Below are 15,829 nucleotides of genomic sequence, written 5' to 3'. Positions count from 1 at the left end.
AATTAATATGCTTAAAAAGACAGCCAGCAAAAAATGTGAATTTTTGCTGGCTGTCTTTTTTGTTTATTTTAGAAGATTGTTGGAACTAAGCCGCCATCGATTCTTAAGGCTTCTCCTGAGAAAGAAGAAGAATCTGGGCTGGCCACAAAGGTAACAAAACGACCAATTTCTTCTGGTCGAATGAGCCGTTGGATTTGTGAACGAGAACGATGATTTTTCATGAAATCTTTTTCCCAATCCTCTTTGGGAATGTCTGAATCAGCGTACATATCTTCCAACATTTTTTCTACACCTTCGGTAAGGGTTGAGCCAGGCATAACCGTGTTAACGGTGACATGTGTGCCAACAGTTAAGTTGGATAAACTTTTAGCTAAGGAAAGATTCATCGTTTTTGTCATGCTATATTGGGGCATTTCGCCAGAAGGCATCACCGCTTCTTCGCTAGCGATGAAAATAATGCGACCAAAATCTTGTGCAAGCATTTTAGGTAGATAAGCTTTTGCTAATGCATTGCCTGACAACACGTTCACAGTAAAAAATTTTTCCCAAGTGGCGTCATCGATGTCCCAGTATTCCATTGGCTCAAAAATCCCCATATTGTTCACTAAAATGTCGACTTTAGGGAATTTTTCAAGCAAAGTAGCTCGTTGACTTTCAATGGAAATATCGGCAGTCCCTGCTTGAGGATGAGTGTCTGGAAACATTGTTTGTATTTCTTTAACAACTTTAGTTACTTCGGCTTCATTGCGCCCATTGATAATGACATCGGTCCCTTCACGAGCCATTTCAATCGCAATTGCTTTGCCAATTCCTTTGGTTGAACCAGTAATTAATGCTAATTTATTCGTTAAGTGTAAATCCATTTAAATCCCTCCAACGTTTGTCTATCTCTAGTGTAGGTCTTTTTCTGGACTTTTAAAAGGAAAAAGTTTTTTCGGCCCTAGGGAAACAAGCCCCAATAATTACTTAACAGCTGAGTTTTCACTTTTTGGGCGTAAAACGAGTAATTATTGTCAGTAAAAAAGCGTCACTTTTTTGATAGAATAACTAGAGACGAAATTGGCTAAGACCAATTTTGTAAAATTGTACATAAAAAAGAAGAGTGGGAATGCTATGAAGAAACAATATTACTGGAATATACCCGATAACTTATTAAACTCGTTAAAACAGCGGAAAAAGTTATACAACTTTTATAAAAATGAACAAAATAAGGCAAGAGAATTAGTAGAGAATTGTCAGTCGGTTCTTTTTCCTGAATTAGTCGCTTCGCTGAATAAAATAGATGAACGGATTAAATTATTGATATTCTATCAAAATTTAGAAGATTGTGAGCTTTCAGAAGAAGAAATTATTACTGTGATTGAGCGAGAATATTTTGTGACTTTTTATGAAACAATTGAAGAACCGACCACTGAAATTATTAGTAGTCATTCTATGTATTATTTATTGCAACAGCCGACTAAAGAAATGCTTTGGGATTTAGACTTTAGTAACATGTTAAAACAAGGTCAGTTAGTTGATTTAATGGATTATCAAAAATTGACCAAATGTTATCAAAAGCTGCAGAATCAAGCTAAAAATTTGATTGAAAAATTAAATAAAGAAACATTTTACACATTCTATAGTCAACTTTTATTGATTGACTGCCAATGCAAATTATTAATAGAAGAGGCGCTTCTGAAAGAAGAATCATTGATGACGGTCGATGAATGCTTAACAGCCATTAAGCAAGAAATTCGAAAAATTCATTTTGAACAATTTAAATACCAACATTATTTATTTGAAGATTTATCTTTGCGGTACCAAGTTTAACAAAAGTGACAAAAAGAATGGTTGAATCTAACAAGAATGTTCGTTGTTTTCTGTTATATAAAAAGATATGATAGTTTCTGTAGAAAAAATAAAGGAGACGATTCATGAACGCAAATCGCTTAAAGTTATTGATGATGGGGTTAATGGTTCTTGACCATATTAGTTATTTTGTTCCGCCAGAATGGGCACTGATTTTTCATGTAATTACTCGTTGTGTCGGTGTGTTTTTTGGTTACATGGCTGTAGAAGGGTTCAACTATACACGGAATGTTTATCGCTACAATGGTCGTTTGTATATTTGGGCAGCAATCATGTTTGTTGGAAATACGCTGCTAAATCATTTAGTGAATAATCCAGCTGTCGCTGTTCACGACAATATTTTCTTCACCTTAGCCCTTGGTGTCAGTATGTTAATTGTGACAAAAGCGATGCTAGAGATGCCAAAAATCAGTTTAAAAATTGTTTTATTGATTAGTATATTAGCCATTTTAGGAATAGGAGCAATGTTTGCTGAAGGTGGCGTTGTGATGTTACCTTTTATGTTGATTACGTATCTTGCCAGAAAGAGACTTGTCTTACGGAACTGTTTATATGGTGCATTAGCGCTCTTTTTCTTAGTTACAAGTTTTCAATGGTTGGGAGATTGGCCAACGACAATTGAAATGTTAGCTTATAATTCTGATTTTATGTTTATCACTGTGTTACCATTTATATCGCTTTACAATGGTGAGAGAGGGAGCAAAGCACCATTTTTCAAATATTTATTTTACGGATTCTATCCGCTTCATTTATGGCTGATTGCATTGATAGCCAATTACGTTCATTAAACCTTTTTATATTAAAAAAATAAAAACAGCGACTCACAAAAATGTGAGTCGCTATTTTTTTAGATGGGTAAGATACTGATTCCTAAAAGAAGAGTGACAAGTAGAAAAACAAAAAGCACAATTCGCTTATCATGAACCAGTAAGGCAATGTATTCTCGGATTAGAGCAGTTGGTAAAAAATATAAGGCAGTTGGCGCCCCGACACCTTCAGCTTTTAAGCCGACACGATGGGCATACATAGCTCCTCGTAAGACATGATAGTTATTTGTTGAAAAAATAACAGAGGGTTGTTTAGAATCAGACGGCATCTTTTGCCAATCTGCCTGAATGATTGCTTTAGAAAACAACATATTTTCATAAGTGGTTGTGGATTGGTCCTCCATCAAAATTACTTCTGCAGGAATATTTTGTGAAAGCAAATATTTTTTCATTGCGAAAGCTTCGGCCACAGGTTCGTCAGGACCTTGACCACCGCTGACTACAAATTTAGCGGTGGGATTTTTTTCATAATATTCAATTCCTTTATCTAACCGACTCTTCAAAAGTGGAGGTACTTCCTCGCTACGAATTCCCGAACCTAAAACAATGATATAATCAACCGCTTTTTTTAAAGGAATCATTTGGTACATCCATGAATACAAGACGTAAGCAGCAAATAGAAAGGTCAGCAAAAGATCCATTAACAATAGAAAAAGTAAGAACAGAAAAAGCACATAAGGTATTTGCGCTGTGCCAACTGATAATAAATATAGCAAGGCTGGTAAAGCAATTAATAAGTTCAACCCTAAGCCCGCCGACAATTTAGCCGTGACACTTTTGCCTTCTTTCGTTTGCATCGTACGTGAGTTAAAAATAAAGTAAAGGCAAATGCCGATAAACACAGCGGGAATTAATAGATAAGCAATGGCCAAGGTAATGAGGTCGCCATTCTTAAAATGTAAATAAATTTTGTCTAGTCCGATAAATAGTAAGGTGACTAATGACAATAAGGTGCCAGAAGCCAGAGTGATACCGCCGAGGATACTGCGGTTATTAATTTTTAATATACCAAATCCTAGTAGGGCGATAAACAAAAAGAATAGTAGTAGTGCCATTTAATTCCTCCTAAAAATAAGTATCTAAAGTATAACATGCTTTAGGATCTGACATAAATAAACAGCTGTGCCGAAGCATAAGTTTTCCTTTCATTCTTAGAAAAGAAGTTTTTTCATGAAAAGTAAATTAGATAACAATTGTTTAGAGAAAGAAAAGCTTGATTTACTAAGCTTTTCCTTCTCTATAAAAAATATTAATAAGGACATAAAAATTAACAATTTGTATGCGCTTACATACTGAGGTAGATTTAAAGTGTAAAGAAGAAAAAATGAGGTGAGAAAATGATCACTGTTTCAATTGCAGGAGGTTCACAACCAGAGATTTTACAGCTAGTTAAAAAAGCACTAAAAGAAGCCGAGCAACCATTGCAGTTTATTGTATTTGATACAAACGAAAATCTTGATACTGAAAATCTCTGGAAATATGTTCATTGCTCAGATGAGGCCGCGGTAGCACGGGAAGCTGTCAGTCTAGTTGCAACCGGTCAAGCACAAATTTTATTGAAAGGAATTATTCAGACCCACACATTACTAAAAGAAATATTGAAAAGTGAGCATCAATTAAAGAATAAACCAATTCTTTCCCATGTAGCAATGGTGGAGCTGACTGCGGGGAAAACCTTCTTGTTAACCGATTGTGCGATGAATATCGCCCCCACTCAAGCGACACTCATTGAAATTGTTGAAAATGCTAAAGAAGTCGCCCAAAAATTGGGACTGCACCGCCCGAAAATTGCTTTGTTAAGCGCAGCGGAAAATTTCAATCCTAAAATGCCTTCGTCTGTTCTAGCAAAAGAAGTCACGGCACATTTTAATGATCAACAAGAGGCTACGGTTTTTGGTCCACTTTCGCTTGATTTAGCGACCTCTGAAGAAGCGGTTGCGCATAAACGTTACAGCGGTCCTATCATGGGGGATGCAGATATTTTAGTGGTCCCAACTATTGATGTTGGAAATTGTTTATACAAATCATTAACCTTGTTTGGGCACGCAAAGGTGGGAGGAACGATTGTTGGCACAAAAGTCCCAGTCGTTTTAACATCTAGAAGTGATTCGACAGAAAGCAAATTTCATTCATTAAGATTTGCCATGAGACAAGTTTAAAAAAAGGAGCAGAAAACAATGGAAACAGTATTGGTTATTAATCCTGGATCGACCTCCACGAAGTTAGCGCTTTTTGCTAATCATGATTGCTTGGCGGAAGAAACGCTTAGACATAGCGTCCAAGAATTGGCACCTTTTGAAAATGTTGTCAGTCAAACACCATTTCGAAAACAAATGATCGCGGAATTTTTAGAAACACATAACATCACACAATTAGCCGCTGTCGTAGGGCGTGGTGGTTTGCTTAAGCCTATTCCTGGCGGTACGTATCTTGTCGATCAACAAATGCTAGAAGACTTGCGGACAGAACGCTTTAATACCCATGCTTCAAATTTAGGGGCGATTTTAGCTAATGAGTTTGCAGAAAAATATCACGTGCCAGCCTTTATTGTCGATCCTGTTGTTGTAGATGAGCTACAGCCATTAGCCAGGATTTCCGGATTAAAAGGCATTCACCGGCGTAGCGTTGGTCACGCCTTAAATCAAAAAGCGGTCGCTCGAAAAATCGCTGAGGATTTAGGGAAAACATATGAGCAAAGCAATTTTATCGTTGTTCATTTAGGTGGGGGCATTAGCTTGGGGGCGCATCAAAAAGGCCGCATGGTGGATGTGGTAAATGGGCTTGATGGTGAAGGTCCTTATACGCCTGAACGCAGTGGCGCCTTACCGCTCGTTGAATTTGCGCAATGGATACTTGAACAGGAGTTGACGATTAGCCAAGTGAAAAAGCTAATTGCGGGGAATAGCGGTCTTAAATCATACCTAGGTGAAACAGATTTACGGCATATCCAAGCACAAATAGCTGCAGGTGATCAAACAGCAAATTACTATTTAAAAGGAATGTGTTACCAAATCGCAAAAAGTATTGGCGAGATGGCCGTAGTTCTTGAAGGCACAATTGATGCAATTATTTTAACAGGGGGCGCAGCCTACTCGCAAACCGTTGTTCAAGAAATTAGTCAAAAAATCACTTGGATTGCACCAATTAAGGTTTACCCAGGTGAAATGGAGATGGCTGCTTTATATGAAGGCGTCAATCGAGTATTAACAGGGGAAGAACAAGCTTTAAATTATAGTGAAGCAAAAATTGAGCAGGAGTGATCAAAATGGCGGAACAAACAGATTTACTGATTTTAGGTGGCGGAACAGGAGGCTATGTAGCAGCAATTCGAGCTGCACAAAAAGGGCTAAACGTCACAATTGTTGAAAAATACAAATTAGGTGGCACTTGTTTGCACAAAGGCTGTATCCCTACAAAAGCTTTATTAAGAAGCGCAGAGGTTTTTGATACCTTAAAACAAGCGGCTTCTTTTGGGATTGAAACAGAGGCAGCGTCCATTGATTTTTCTAAAATACAACAACGGAAAGAAGGAATTATTGAGCAGTTACACAAAGGTGTTGAAGGCTTATGCAAGAAAAATAAAATCAAAATTTTAGCAGGCGAAGGTGCAATTTTAGGTCCCTCTATTTTTTCACCAGTCTCTGGCGCAGTGGCAGTTACGTTTAATGATCCAACACGGGAAGAAGAAATTATCGTTCCTAAAAATGTCATTATTGCGACAGGCTCTAGTCCTAAAACGTTACCTAATTTGCCACTGGATGAAGAATTTATCTTATCTTCTGATGGGATGCTTGAATTAGAAGAATTACCAGAATCAATTGCAATTATTGGTGGTGGCGTTATTGGTGTCGAGTGGGCTTCTTTATTAAATAGTTTAGGTGTCAACGTAACTATCATTGAATTTTTGGATCGTTTACTTATAAATGAGAGTGCAACAATTTCTAAAGAATTAAAGAAACGTTTAGAGCAACGAGGAATTAGCATTTTATTAGGTAGCAAAGTCCAAGAAGCGAAAGTTACCGGACAGAAGGTTCAAGTAGAAGTTGCAGGACAAGAAACCCTCACCGTTAACAAAGTCATGGTAGCAATTGGACGTCAGCCCAATATCAATAAGTTAGGGTTACAGAATACCTCAGTGAAATATACTGACAAAGGCATTGAAGTAAATGAATTTTATCAAACTACAGAAGGACATATTTATGCGATTGGTGATTGTATCGATACACTCCAACTAGCACATGTGGCTATGAAAGAAGGAGAGTTAGCTGTTCAGCATCTTTTAGGCGAGACAGTTGAACCTTTAAATTATACAAACGTGCCTCGAGGTGTTTATACAAATCCTGAAATAGCAAGTGTCGGCTATACTAGAGAAACTTTACCAGCAGAAAAAGAAGTAGTAATTGGCACCTTTAATTTTAATGGTAATGGTAAATCACTTGTTTATGGAGAAACAGATGGCTTTATAGAAGTAATTCGTGACAAGAAGACCGATGATTTATTAGGGGTTTCTATGATTGGGCCACATGTCACGGATTTAATTGCCGAAGCAAGTACTGCCATGTATTTAGATGCCGCGCCCATTGAAATTGGTGAAGCAATCCATGCGCATCCAACAATGACAGAAGTATTGCAAGAAGCAGCCTTAGATACTTATGGCTTAGCGATTCACAAATAGAGAAAGGTTGATGAAAATGAAAACGCTTAAAAAATCGGGTTTATCAAAAGAAGAATTGATTCAGGCATATCGTGAAGTACTAAGAGGACGTCGTTTAGACGAACGGTTGTGGCAATTAACAAGAATTGGTAAGACCTCTTTCAATATTTCTGGTCAAGGGGCAGAAGTTGCACAAGTAGCGATGGCGATGGCTTTTGATCCTCAAAAAGATTATTTTTTACCGTATTATCGTGATATGACCGCGTGCTTGGTTTGGGGCATGACCTCCAAAGATATTTTAATGAGTTCTTTTGGAAAAGAAGCGGATCCTTCTTCCCATGGTCGTCAAATGCCGAATCATTATGGTTCAAAAGAGCATAATATTGTTTCCTTCTCTTCAACAGTAAGTACACAAATGCCATTAGCGACAGGTGTTGGTTATGCAGCGCAACTTCAAAAAGCTGATTTTGTTGCATTGACCACCACTGGGGAAGGCTCTGCCAATCAAGGAGAAGTCCAAGAAGCTATGAACTTTGCAGGCGTAAAAAAATTACCAGTCATTTTTGTTGTTGAAAATAATGAATATGCGATTTCTGTCCCAATTGAAGAACAGTATGCCAATAAACGAATGGCCGATCGCGCAAAAGCTTATGGCTTTGAAGGTGTGACCGTTGATGGTAGTGATTTTACTGAAGTCTATCTAGCATTTAAAGAAGCAGTAAAAGCGGCTCGCGGGAAAAAAGGACCAAAATTGATTGAATTAATGGTTTCGCGCTTGACTTCTCATTCCGCTGACGATGATCAATCTGTTTATCGTTCAAAAGAAGAAATTGAAGAGATGAAAAAAAACGATGCAGTGAAGCTTTTTGAAAAACAATTATTAGAAGAGGGCTATTTAACAGACGAAGACATTGCCAAAATTGATGAAGAAATTCGTGCAGAAATCAATCAAGCAACGGATGAAGCAGAAGCAATGCCAGATCCTGTACCGACATCAATTTTAGAAGAAGTATATGCAAAATAAGAGAAGAGGAGAAGAAATATAATGGCTGAGATGACTTATTTAGAAGCAATTAACTTAGGAATTTCTGAAGAAATGGCTCGTGATGAAAAAGTAGTTATTTTTGGAGAAGATGTCGGCGGCGACAAAGGCGGCGTGTTCGGTGTAACAAAGGGTTTAGCTGCTAAATACGGTGACGAGCGTTGTTTTAATACACCGTTAACAGAAGGCTTAATTGGTGGTTTAGCTGTCGGCTTAGGTTTAATGGGCTATCGCGCAATTGGTGAATTTCAATTTGCGGATTACATTTTGCCTGCAACCAATCAATTGTTATCAGAGGCTCGGACAATGCGCTATAGAACAAAAGGCGATTGGACTGCGCCAATCGTTTATCGGACACCTTATGGCGGCGGTGTTCGTGGTGGGCTGTATCATTCTCAGTCTACAGAAAAAGTTTTTTGTGGACAACCAGGATTAAGAGTTGTGACCCCCTCTAATCCTTATGATGCAAAAGGGATGATTAAAGCAGCGATTCGTTCCGATGATCCAGTCATTTTTTACGAACATAAGCGTTTATATCGTCTACTAAAAGATGAAGTGCCTGCAGATGATTATATCGTACCAATTGACAAAGCCAATGTCGTTAGAACGGGTAGTGATTTAACCGTGATTAGTTACGGCATGACCTTGCAATTAGCTTTAGCTGCGGCGGAAAAACTAGCCGCTGAAGGAATTGATGCCGAAATCGTCGATGTTCGCTCATTATATCCTTTAGATCGCGAAACATTAGTGGCTGCAGCTAAGAAAACAGGGAAGGTCTTACTCGTAACAGAAGACAATAAAGAAGGCAGCGTGATGAGTGAAATTGCAGCAATGATTTCAGAAGATGCTCTCTTTGATTTAGATGCACCGATTCAACGACTTGCAGGACCTGATTGTCCAAGCATGCCTTATGCATTACCTTTAGAAAGAGAATTTTTAATCAATGAAGAGCAAGTATTAGCAGCAATGAAAGAATTAGCAGAATTTTAATTGAAGCAAGGAGGAAAAAATAAATGGCCACAAAAGAAATCAAAATGCCTCATCTAGGCGAAAGTGTCACAGAGGCAGCCATTGTCCAATGGTTAGTTAAACCAGGAGATTCAGTGAAACGCTATGATCCCTTAATGGAAGTCGTTTCTGATAAAGTCACCACGGAAGTCCCATCAGATTTTGATGGTGTAGTAAAAGAATTTCTGATTTCTCTAGATACAGATGTGCCCATCGGAACAGCGGTGATGACGTTAGAGACAGAAGAAACAACCGAAAAAACAGAAGAAGCTACTTTAGCACCAGTGAAAGAAGCAAGTGCGGAACAAGCACAAGAACATGAAACGGTTGAAACAACAAGCACTGCGACGTCCCATCAAAAAAATAATGGTCGTTATTCCCCAGCAGTCCTTAAAATTGCCCAAGAAAAAAAGATTGATTTAACACAAGTTACAGGGACAGGTCGTGATGGTCGAATTACTAGAAAAGATGTTACAAACTTTACACCAACACAGGCAAGAACACCTGAGAAAACAGTGAGTCCAGGAACTAGCCCTTCAATTTCAGAGGAGCCAGTTGCTTCGCAAAATGAAAGCGCCGCAACAGCTAGTCCAACTGAAACAACCACAGATAAAATTGTCTCTGCAGATCCTGTACGTAAAGCAATTGCTAAAAAAATGGTTCAAAGTGTCAACGAAATCCCTCACGCTTGGTTAATGGTGGAAGCGGATGTGACCAACTTAGTCCAACTTAGAAATTCATTAAAAGATGAATTTAAACAACAAGAAGGCCTGTCTCTAAGCTTCTTCCCATTTTTTGCCAAAGCAGTCATTCAAGCGTTAAAGAAAAATCCAAAAATCAATACATCTTGGGATGATGGCTCAATTATTTATCATAAAGATGTTAATTTATCCATAGCTGTAACGACAGACGAGCATCTTTACGTGCCAGTGATTCAACAAGCGGATAACTATTCGATTGCAGGGCTAGCTAAAGAAATCAATCGCTTGGCACAAGAAGTCCGACAAGGAACGCTAGCAAGCAAAGAAATGCAAGGAGGGACCTTTACTCTTAATAATACTGGAACACTAGGTTCCGTCCAATCGATGGGAATTATTAACCATCCACAAGCTGCGATATTACAAGTAGAGTCAATTAATAAACGCCTTGTGCCAACCGCAGATGGAGGCTTTAAAGTGGCAGATATGGTTAACTTATGTCTTTCTATTGATCATCGAATTTTAGATGGACAACAAGCAGGTAAGTTCTTGCGAGATGTTAAAGATAATTTAGCGAAATATAATGCGGATACGGATGTATATTAAAAATCGTTCCTTGCTTTAGTTAAATAAAAAGCGCCTCAAAGAAATAAGCGCTCTTCTTTGAGGCCGCTCTTTATCTAACAGAAAGTTCAATCATTCTCAAACTTTTTTTAAAAAAACAAAAATAATCAATAGGAGTGTTGAAAATGCCCACTGATAAACTGGATGCTCAATTAACCCCAAGAATATTTTTTAACAAAGTGTTAGCTGGAACAGCTTCCGGCACCATTATCGCCTTAATTCCCAATGCTGTATTAGGAGCCATTTTAAAATATTTTGCAGAATACAAGATTATCGAAATGATTATTCATGCGGCGCAAATTTTCCAACTAGCCACCCCTTTAATTATTGGTGGACTGATTGCTTTTCAATTTGGCTTAACGCCACAGAAAATGATGATTGCTGGCGGTGCAGCATTTGCTGGCTCTGGCGTGATTAAATTTAATTCAGAAGTGAAAGGCTTTATTGGTGCAGGCACTGGTGACATCATTAATATTATGATTACCGCTTCTGTTGCAGTCTTACTTTTATTAGTCATCGATAAAAAATTCGGTTCAGTGGAAATCATTGCTTTACCGATCGTTGTTGGAGTAGGTGCAGGCTTGTTTGGCATGTTGATTTACCCATATGTGACACAAATCACGGTTGCCATTGGGAAAGTGATTAACAATTTTACTGATTTCCAGCCAATTATCATGAGTATTTTAATTGCTTGTTCATTTGCTGCACTGATTATTTCACCAATCACTACTGTGGCAATCGGTTTGGCGATTCAGTTGAATGGCTTGTCTGCAGGTGCTGCTGCAATGGGAATTGCAGCCACAACTGTTGTTCTTGTGATTAATTCTTGGAATGTCAACCAATCAGGAGTGACACTGGCTGTCTCTTTGGGCGGTATGAAAATGATGATGCCTAACTTATTTAAATACCCAATTATTTTAATTCCTTGTTTATTTACAGCGACTATTTCAGCAATTCCTGTGGTTCTATTCAACATTTCAGGAACCCCACAATCGGCTGGATTTGGCTTGGTTGGACTCGTGGGACCACTTGCTTCATTGGATGCGGGCTTAGGGATCTTACCCTTACTCTTTTCTTGGTTTGTTGTTCCAATTGTCGCGGGTTTATTCTCAAAATTCTTATTTGAAAAAGTGTTGAAACTTTATGATAGTAAAGTCGTCTTTGCTTATCAAGGCTAGATTATCCATTAATTTTCTTTAATGATTTGGATAAAATCTCTAACATCTTCTGTCATACTAAAATCGCGGCGCAAAGCAATGCCGATGGGGAAATAGTCAAACTTATCTTTTAAAGGAATCCATTTCAGTCCCTGACTTTTTCCCACTTCATAATATTCAATCGGCAGCAAACAAATCGAATTATTTTTTTGTAAACTATAAAGAAGTACTTGTAAATCATCGTTATGCAAAATGATATTCGGCTCATAACCGAAGCTCCGAGTCCGATCTAGTAGTAGGCGACCAATCATAAAATTATCACTTAACGATGAAAATCGTTGATCTTTCAAATCTTTAAAAGTTAATTTTTCATATTGGGAGAGAGGATTTGATTCTGGTACCACGACATAAACATGGTAGCCTTTGGTAGTCGTTTCTAAAGGTTCAATATGAATAATTTCAGGTAAGGTATTTGGGAAAGAAATTAGTCCCATATCAATTTCTTTATTTGCTAACATCGTTTGTAATTTTGGCGAGCCATCTTGCTGTAATATTAAATTCACATGTGGATGGGTTGTTAAAAATCGTGAAATTTCTTTCATAAATTGTACAGCAAATAAAGTAGTTAAGCCTAAACGCAATTGCTTTTTAACTGGTTTCTGGTTCATTTCACGAATATCTGTTACCAATTGATCGAATTGAAAAACAACTTCTTGGCCATGTTCATATAAATAAACACCTGTATCGGTTAATTGAAACGGTTGATCAGAATGATCAAACAACGCTGTGCCTAACTCAGATTCCATTTTTTTCAATGCTAAAGAAAGTGTTGGTTGGGTGACAAATAAATTGCGAGCGGCCGCCGATAAACTGCGGGTATTAACAATTTCAATGAAGTACTTTAAAAGCTGAATATTCATCAGAAACTCCCTTTCTTTTTAAAAACGCTTACATAAATGCGCTTGGATAAAAAATAACAAATAGATCACTTATAATATAACATATGTATTGCCTTTTTATGGTTATAAAAGTAAGAGATAGAGATTTTCTTAGCAGATTTTTACCTAAAAATAAAAAATTGAACGGAGGAAAAGAAATGAAGATTATTATCGCAGGTGCTGGCGCTATGGGCAGTCGCTTTGGACTAATGTTACATCAAGCAGGAAATGACGTTATTTTTGTTGATGGTTGGCCAGAACATATTGAAGCAATAAGAAAAAACGGGTTAGTTGCTGATTTTAATGGCGAAGTGATGACCGCTAAAATTCCTATTTATCCTCAGACAGAAGTAGCAAGCATCGATTTTACAGCAGACTTAGTTATCCTATTTACAAAAGCAATGCAACTGGAAGGAATGCTTGAAGCATTAGAACATTTCCTTAATAAAAATACGAAAGTTTTATGCTTGTTAAATGGAATTGGTCACGAAGATATTATCAAAAAATACGTGCCTTACGAAAATATTTTATTAGGAAACACAATGTGGACCGCTGGGTTAGAAGGACCTGGCAAAGTAAAATTATTTGGCAATGGTTCGATTGATTTACAAAATTTAGGAGCGCAAAGTGAACAAGCAGTAGAAGCAGTCATTAAGGTATTAAATAACGCTGGCTTAAGTGCACGTTATTCTGAGAATATTTTATCATCCATTTATAAGAAGGCTTGCGTAAATGGAACAATGAATGGTTTATGTACTTTGTTGGATTGTAATATGGCAGACTTTGGCGAAACAGAGCAAGCAGATCAAATTGTTCAACAAATAGTTAATGAATTTTTAGCAGTCGCTGAAGTGGAACAAGTTACGTTAGATAAACAAGCAGTTCTTCAACAAATCCGCTCGTGTTATAATCGAGAAACAATTGGTTTGCACCATCCATCGATGTATCAGGACTTAATAACCAATCATCGTTTAACCGAAATTGATTATATCAATGGAGCAATTGTTCGCAAAGGGAAAGCCTATGGGATTGCTACACCGTACTGTCAGTTTTTAACAGAGTTAATTCATTGTAAAGAAAATTTACTTCATGCTAAATAACAAGTAAAAACAGAAATACTCTTGAGTCGGTCTTGAGAAGAGCTTGACCTACTTCTTTCTATACTTTGCCAGTGTACAAGGCTGAGACAAAATCCAAAGTGAGTTTGTCTCAGCTTTTTTGTTTTTTAAAGAACACTACAGAAAATAAATCAAATCCGTGAAAAATATGTTAAACTAGAGAAGGTGTTTTTTCGCAAGAATCTACGCGGAACACAGGACTCGTTGAAGAATTGAATCAAAGAAACAATGTGTTAAAGAAGGGATTTGAACAGATTATGACCATTCAATGGTTTCCCGGCCATATGGCCAAAGCAAGAAGAGAAGTTTCGGAAAAAATCAAATATGTCGATATTGTATTTGAACTAGTTGATGCGCGGTTACCGCTTTCTTCCCGTAACCCAATGATGGACCAAATTGTCCAACAAAAACCACGATTAGTCCTTTTAAATAAAGGGGACTTAGCAGATAACGACCAAAATAAAAAATGGCAACATTACTTTCAAAAGAAAGGGTACCAAACCCTAGTTATCAATGCCCAACAAAATAAAGGAATCAATAAAATTGTGCCAGCAGCCAAGGAAGCGTTAAAAGAAAAATTGGCTCGTGAACAGGCGAAAGGTTTGAAACCGCGTGCGATTCGCGCAATGTGTATTGGGATCCCCAATGTTGGTAAGTCAACCTTAATGAACCGTTTAGTCGGAAAAAAAATTGCGCAAACTGGGAACAAGCCAGGTGTGACAAAAGGACAACAATGGTTACGCTCTGGTTCCCAATTGGAATTACTGGATACACCAGGGATTCTCTGGCCAAAATTTGAAGATGAAGAAATTGGAAAAAAATTAGCTTTAACTGGCGCTATAAAAGATCAATTATTGCATTTAGATGATTTGGCGATTTATGGATTAGAATTTTTTGCACGTTTTTATCCGCAACGTTTGACGGAACGATATGGTTTAACAGAGGAAGAGCTATTTTTACCTGCCCCAGAACAGTTGATGTTAATTAGCCAAAAACGTGGTTTTAGAGATGATTATAATCGAGCCAGCGAAATGATTATTTTAGAAATTCGCAGTGGAAAATTAGGTACGTATACTTTGGACCGCTGGGAAGAACTAGGAGACGAATAACATGGCAAAAGAGTCGATTCAGGCAATCAAAGAAGCGTTGTTAACTGTCACTGATGCAACCGATGAACGATTAGCAAGCTGGCGAGAAGATGAACGTTCAGGAGTGCAACAAGCGATCAAACAATGGGAACGTCGCCAGTTAGCCAAAGAAAAAGAGTGGCAACTTTTTAAAGAAATGAGTCAATTTGAGGAAGCGGCCTATAAAAAAGGCCATCGTTTAATTGCGGGAATTGATGAAGTAGGCCGCGGACCATTAGCTGGCCCTGTTGTGACAGCTGCAGTTATTTTACCGAAAGATTGTCAGTTATTAGGCTTAAATGATTCAAAAAAACTATCTGCTAAAAAACGGGAAACGTTATATAACCAGATTCAAGAACAGGCTGTCGCTATCGGGTTAGGTATCGCTGATCAAGGAGTCATTGATCAAATTAATATTTATCAAGCAACTAAACAAGCGATGAAAATGGCAATTGACGATTTAGCTTTTGCACCAGATTATTTATTAATTGATGCAATGCAGTTAGACGTTCCCCAACCACAAGAAAGTTTGATTAAAGGGGATGCACGCTCCATTTCGATTGCAGCAGCCAGTATTATTGCAAAAGTTACAAGAGATCGATTAATGGAAGAATATGATGAATTATATCCTGGATATGGATTTAAAAACAATGCAGGCTATGGAACAAAAGAACATCTTCTCGGGTTAGAAAAATACGGTGTAACACCCATTCATCGACGTACGTTTGCGCCAATAAAAGATATGATTTAAAAATAAAACACTTTTTTTACGTATTCTTATTTTA

Annotated in this window: 14 protein-coding genes and 2 pseudogenes; 13 read left to right on the top strand and 3 right to left on the bottom strand. The window is 37.6% G+C overall.

Annotated elements, in window-relative coordinates; genetic code table 11:
* Positions 1–68 precede the first annotated feature (68 nt).
* Positions 69–863, bottom strand: coding sequence for an SDR family NAD(P)-dependent oxidoreductase (locus IGM04_RS07120; RefSeq protein WP_002364009.1), 795 nt, complete (start codon positions 861–863; stop codon positions 69–71).
* 196 nt (positions 864–1,059) lie between these two features.
* On the opposite strand from IGM04_RS07120, the gene IGM04_RS07115 reads away from it, so the two are divergent.
* Together IGM04_RS07115 and IGM04_RS07110 are read left to right on the top strand one after the other, a co-directional pair.
* Positions 1,060–1,812, top strand: coding sequence for a DUF7006 family protein (locus tag IGM04_RS07115; RefSeq protein WP_002382359.1), 753 nt, complete (start codon positions 1,060–1,062; stop codon positions 1,810–1,812).
* 104 nt (positions 1,813–1,916) lie between these two features.
* Positions 1,917–2,639 carry a TraX family protein gene (locus IGM04_RS07110; protein ID WP_086317910.1) on the top strand — a complete coding sequence of 241 codons (723 nt, stop codon included), beginning with the start codon at positions 1,917–1,919 and terminating at the stop codon, positions 2,637–2,639.
* A gap of 59 nt (positions 2,640–2,698) precedes the next feature.
* Here the strand turns inward: IGM04_RS07110 and IGM04_RS07105 are convergent, their stop codons facing one another.
* A complete protein-coding gene (locus IGM04_RS07105; RefSeq protein WP_086317909.1) occupies positions 2,699–3,733 on the bottom strand; it encodes a YdcF family protein in 1,035 nt (344 codons plus the stop codon).
* Between the two features lie 282 nt (positions 3,734–4,015).
* On the opposite strand from IGM04_RS07105, the gene ptb reads away from it, so the two are divergent.
* The 8 genes and pseudogenes from ptb to IGM04_RS07065 all read left to right on the top strand — a co-directional run bounded on the left by ptb (position 4,016) and on the right by IGM04_RS07065 (position 11,882).
* Positions 4,016–4,837, top strand: coding sequence for a branched-chain phosphotransacylase (gene ptb / locus IGM04_RS07100; protein WP_086317908.1), 822 nt, complete (start codon positions 4,016–4,018; stop codon positions 4,835–4,837).
* 18 nt (positions 4,838–4,855) lie between these two features.
* The gene (gene buk, locus IGM04_RS07095) at positions 4,856–5,938 is read left to right on the top strand and encodes a butyrate kinase (RefSeq protein ID WP_010710313.1); all 1,083 of its coding nucleotides are present in this window, start codon (positions 4,856–4,858) and stop codon (positions 5,936–5,938) included.
* A 5-nt stretch (positions 5,939–5,943) separates the two neighbouring features.
* Complete coding sequence (gene lpdA / locus IGM04_RS07090; protein ID WP_086317907.1) at positions 5,944–7,353, top strand: dihydrolipoyl dehydrogenase; 1,410 nt, start codon at positions 5,944–5,946, stop codon at positions 7,351–7,353.
* Positions 7,354–7,363: 10 nt separating this feature from the next.
* Complete coding sequence (locus IGM04_RS07085) at positions 7,364–8,356, top strand: thiamine pyrophosphate-dependent dehydrogenase E1 component subunit alpha (RefSeq protein ID WP_086317906.1); 993 nt, start codon at positions 7,364–7,366, stop codon at positions 8,354–8,356.
* A 21-nt stretch (positions 8,357–8,377) separates the two neighbouring features.
* On the top strand, positions 8,378–9,364 hold the full coding sequence (locus IGM04_RS07080; RefSeq protein ID WP_002357475.1) for an alpha-ketoacid dehydrogenase subunit beta: 987 nt from the start codon (positions 8,378–8,380) through the stop codon (positions 9,362–9,364).
* Positions 9,365–9,387: 23 nt separating this feature from the next.
* Positions 9,388–9,558: pseudogene (locus IGM04_RS07075) on the top strand (biotin/lipoyl-containing protein); the annotation flags it as partial.
* A gap of 192 nt (positions 9,559–9,750) precedes the next feature.
* A pseudogene (locus IGM04_RS07070) lies at positions 9,751–10,686 on the top strand (dihydrolipoamide acetyltransferase family protein); the annotation flags it as partial.
* Between the two features lie 143 nt (positions 10,687–10,829).
* Positions 10,830–11,882 carry a PTS sugar transporter subunit IIC gene (locus IGM04_RS07065; RefSeq protein WP_002384478.1) on the top strand — a complete coding sequence of 351 codons (1,053 nt, stop codon included), beginning with the start codon at positions 10,830–10,832 and terminating at the stop codon, positions 11,880–11,882.
* An 8-nt stretch (positions 11,883–11,890) separates the two neighbouring features.
* Here the strand turns inward: IGM04_RS07065 and IGM04_RS07060 are convergent, their stop codons facing one another.
* Positions 11,891–12,781 (bottom strand): LysR family transcriptional regulator, encoded by an 891-nt coding sequence (locus tag IGM04_RS07060; RefSeq protein WP_002357478.1) that lies wholly within the window; start codon positions 12,779–12,781, stop codon positions 11,891–11,893.
* A 176-nt stretch (positions 12,782–12,957) separates the two neighbouring features.
* On the opposite strand from IGM04_RS07060, the gene IGM04_RS07055 reads away from it, so the two are divergent.
* From IGM04_RS07055 to IGM04_RS07045, 3 genes are all read left to right on the top strand, one after another.
* Positions 12,958–13,899, top strand: a complete 942-nt coding sequence (locus IGM04_RS07055) for a 2-dehydropantoate 2-reductase (protein WP_086317905.1) — start codon at positions 12,958–12,960, stop codon at positions 13,897–13,899.
* A 275-nt stretch (positions 13,900–14,174) separates the two neighbouring features.
* The gene (ylqF, locus tag IGM04_RS07050; protein WP_002357480.1) at positions 14,175–15,026 is read left to right on the top strand and encodes a ribosome biogenesis GTPase YlqF; all 852 of its coding nucleotides are present in this window, start codon (positions 14,175–14,177) and stop codon (positions 15,024–15,026) included.
* A gap of 1 nt (position 15,027) precedes the next feature.
* Entirely contained in the window at positions 15,028–15,795 is a 768-nt protein-coding gene (locus IGM04_RS07045) for a ribonuclease HII (protein WP_002357481.1), read from the top strand.
* The last annotated feature ends 34 nt before the right edge of the window (positions 15,796–15,829 follow it).

The sequence above is a fragment of the Enterococcus sp. DIV2385 genome, assembly GCF_051711925.1.
Taxonomy (GTDB): Bacteria; Bacillota; Bacilli; order Lactobacillales; family Enterococcaceae; genus Enterococcus; species Enterococcus faecalis.
Note: the sequence above shows the minus strand (reverse complement) of the source record. Positions and strands in the feature narration are given on the sequence as shown.

Excerpts from the sequence above, each read along its gene's own strand:
- IGM04_RS07120 (WP_002364009.1), bottom strand. The coding sequence starts at position 863 with ATGGATTTACACTTAACGAATAAATTAGCATTAATTACTGGTTCAACC.
- IGM04_RS07110 (WP_086317910.1), top strand. The coding sequence starts at position 1,917 with ATGAACGCAAATCGCTTAAAGTTATTGATGATGGGGTTAATGGTTCTT.
- IGM04_RS07105 (WP_086317909.1), bottom strand. The coding sequence starts at position 3,733 with ATGGCACTACTACTATTCTTTTTGTTTATCGCCCTACTAGGATTTGGT.
- ptb (WP_086317908.1), top strand. The coding sequence starts at position 4,016 with ATGATCACTGTTTCAATTGCAGGAGGTTCACAACCAGAGATTTTACAG.
- buk (WP_010710313.1), top strand. The coding sequence starts at position 4,856 with ATGGAAACAGTATTGGTTATTAATCCTGGATCGACCTCCACGAAGTTA.
- lpdA (WP_086317907.1), top strand. The coding sequence starts at position 5,944 with ATGGCGGAACAAACAGATTTACTGATTTTAGGTGGCGGAACAGGAGGC.
- IGM04_RS07085 (WP_086317906.1), top strand. The coding sequence starts at position 7,364 with ATGAAAATGAAAACGCTTAAAAAATCGGGTTTATCAAAAGAAGAATTG.
- IGM04_RS07080 (WP_002357475.1), top strand. The coding sequence starts at position 8,378 with ATGGCTGAGATGACTTATTTAGAAGCAATTAACTTAGGAATTTCTGAA.
- IGM04_RS07065 (WP_002384478.1), top strand. The coding sequence starts at position 10,830 with ATGCCCACTGATAAACTGGATGCTCAATTAACCCCAAGAATATTTTTT.
- IGM04_RS07060 (WP_002357478.1), bottom strand. The coding sequence starts at position 12,781 with ATGAATATTCAGCTTTTAAAGTACTTCATTGAAATTGTTAATACCCGC.
- IGM04_RS07055 (WP_086317905.1), top strand. The coding sequence starts at position 12,958 with ATGAAGATTATTATCGCAGGTGCTGGCGCTATGGGCAGTCGCTTTGGA.
- ylqF (WP_002357480.1), top strand. The coding sequence starts at position 14,175 with ATGACCATTCAATGGTTTCCCGGCCATATGGCCAAAGCAAGAAGAGAA.
- IGM04_RS07045 (WP_002357481.1), top strand. The coding sequence starts at position 15,028 with ATGGCAAAAGAGTCGATTCAGGCAATCAAAGAAGCGTTGTTAACTGTC.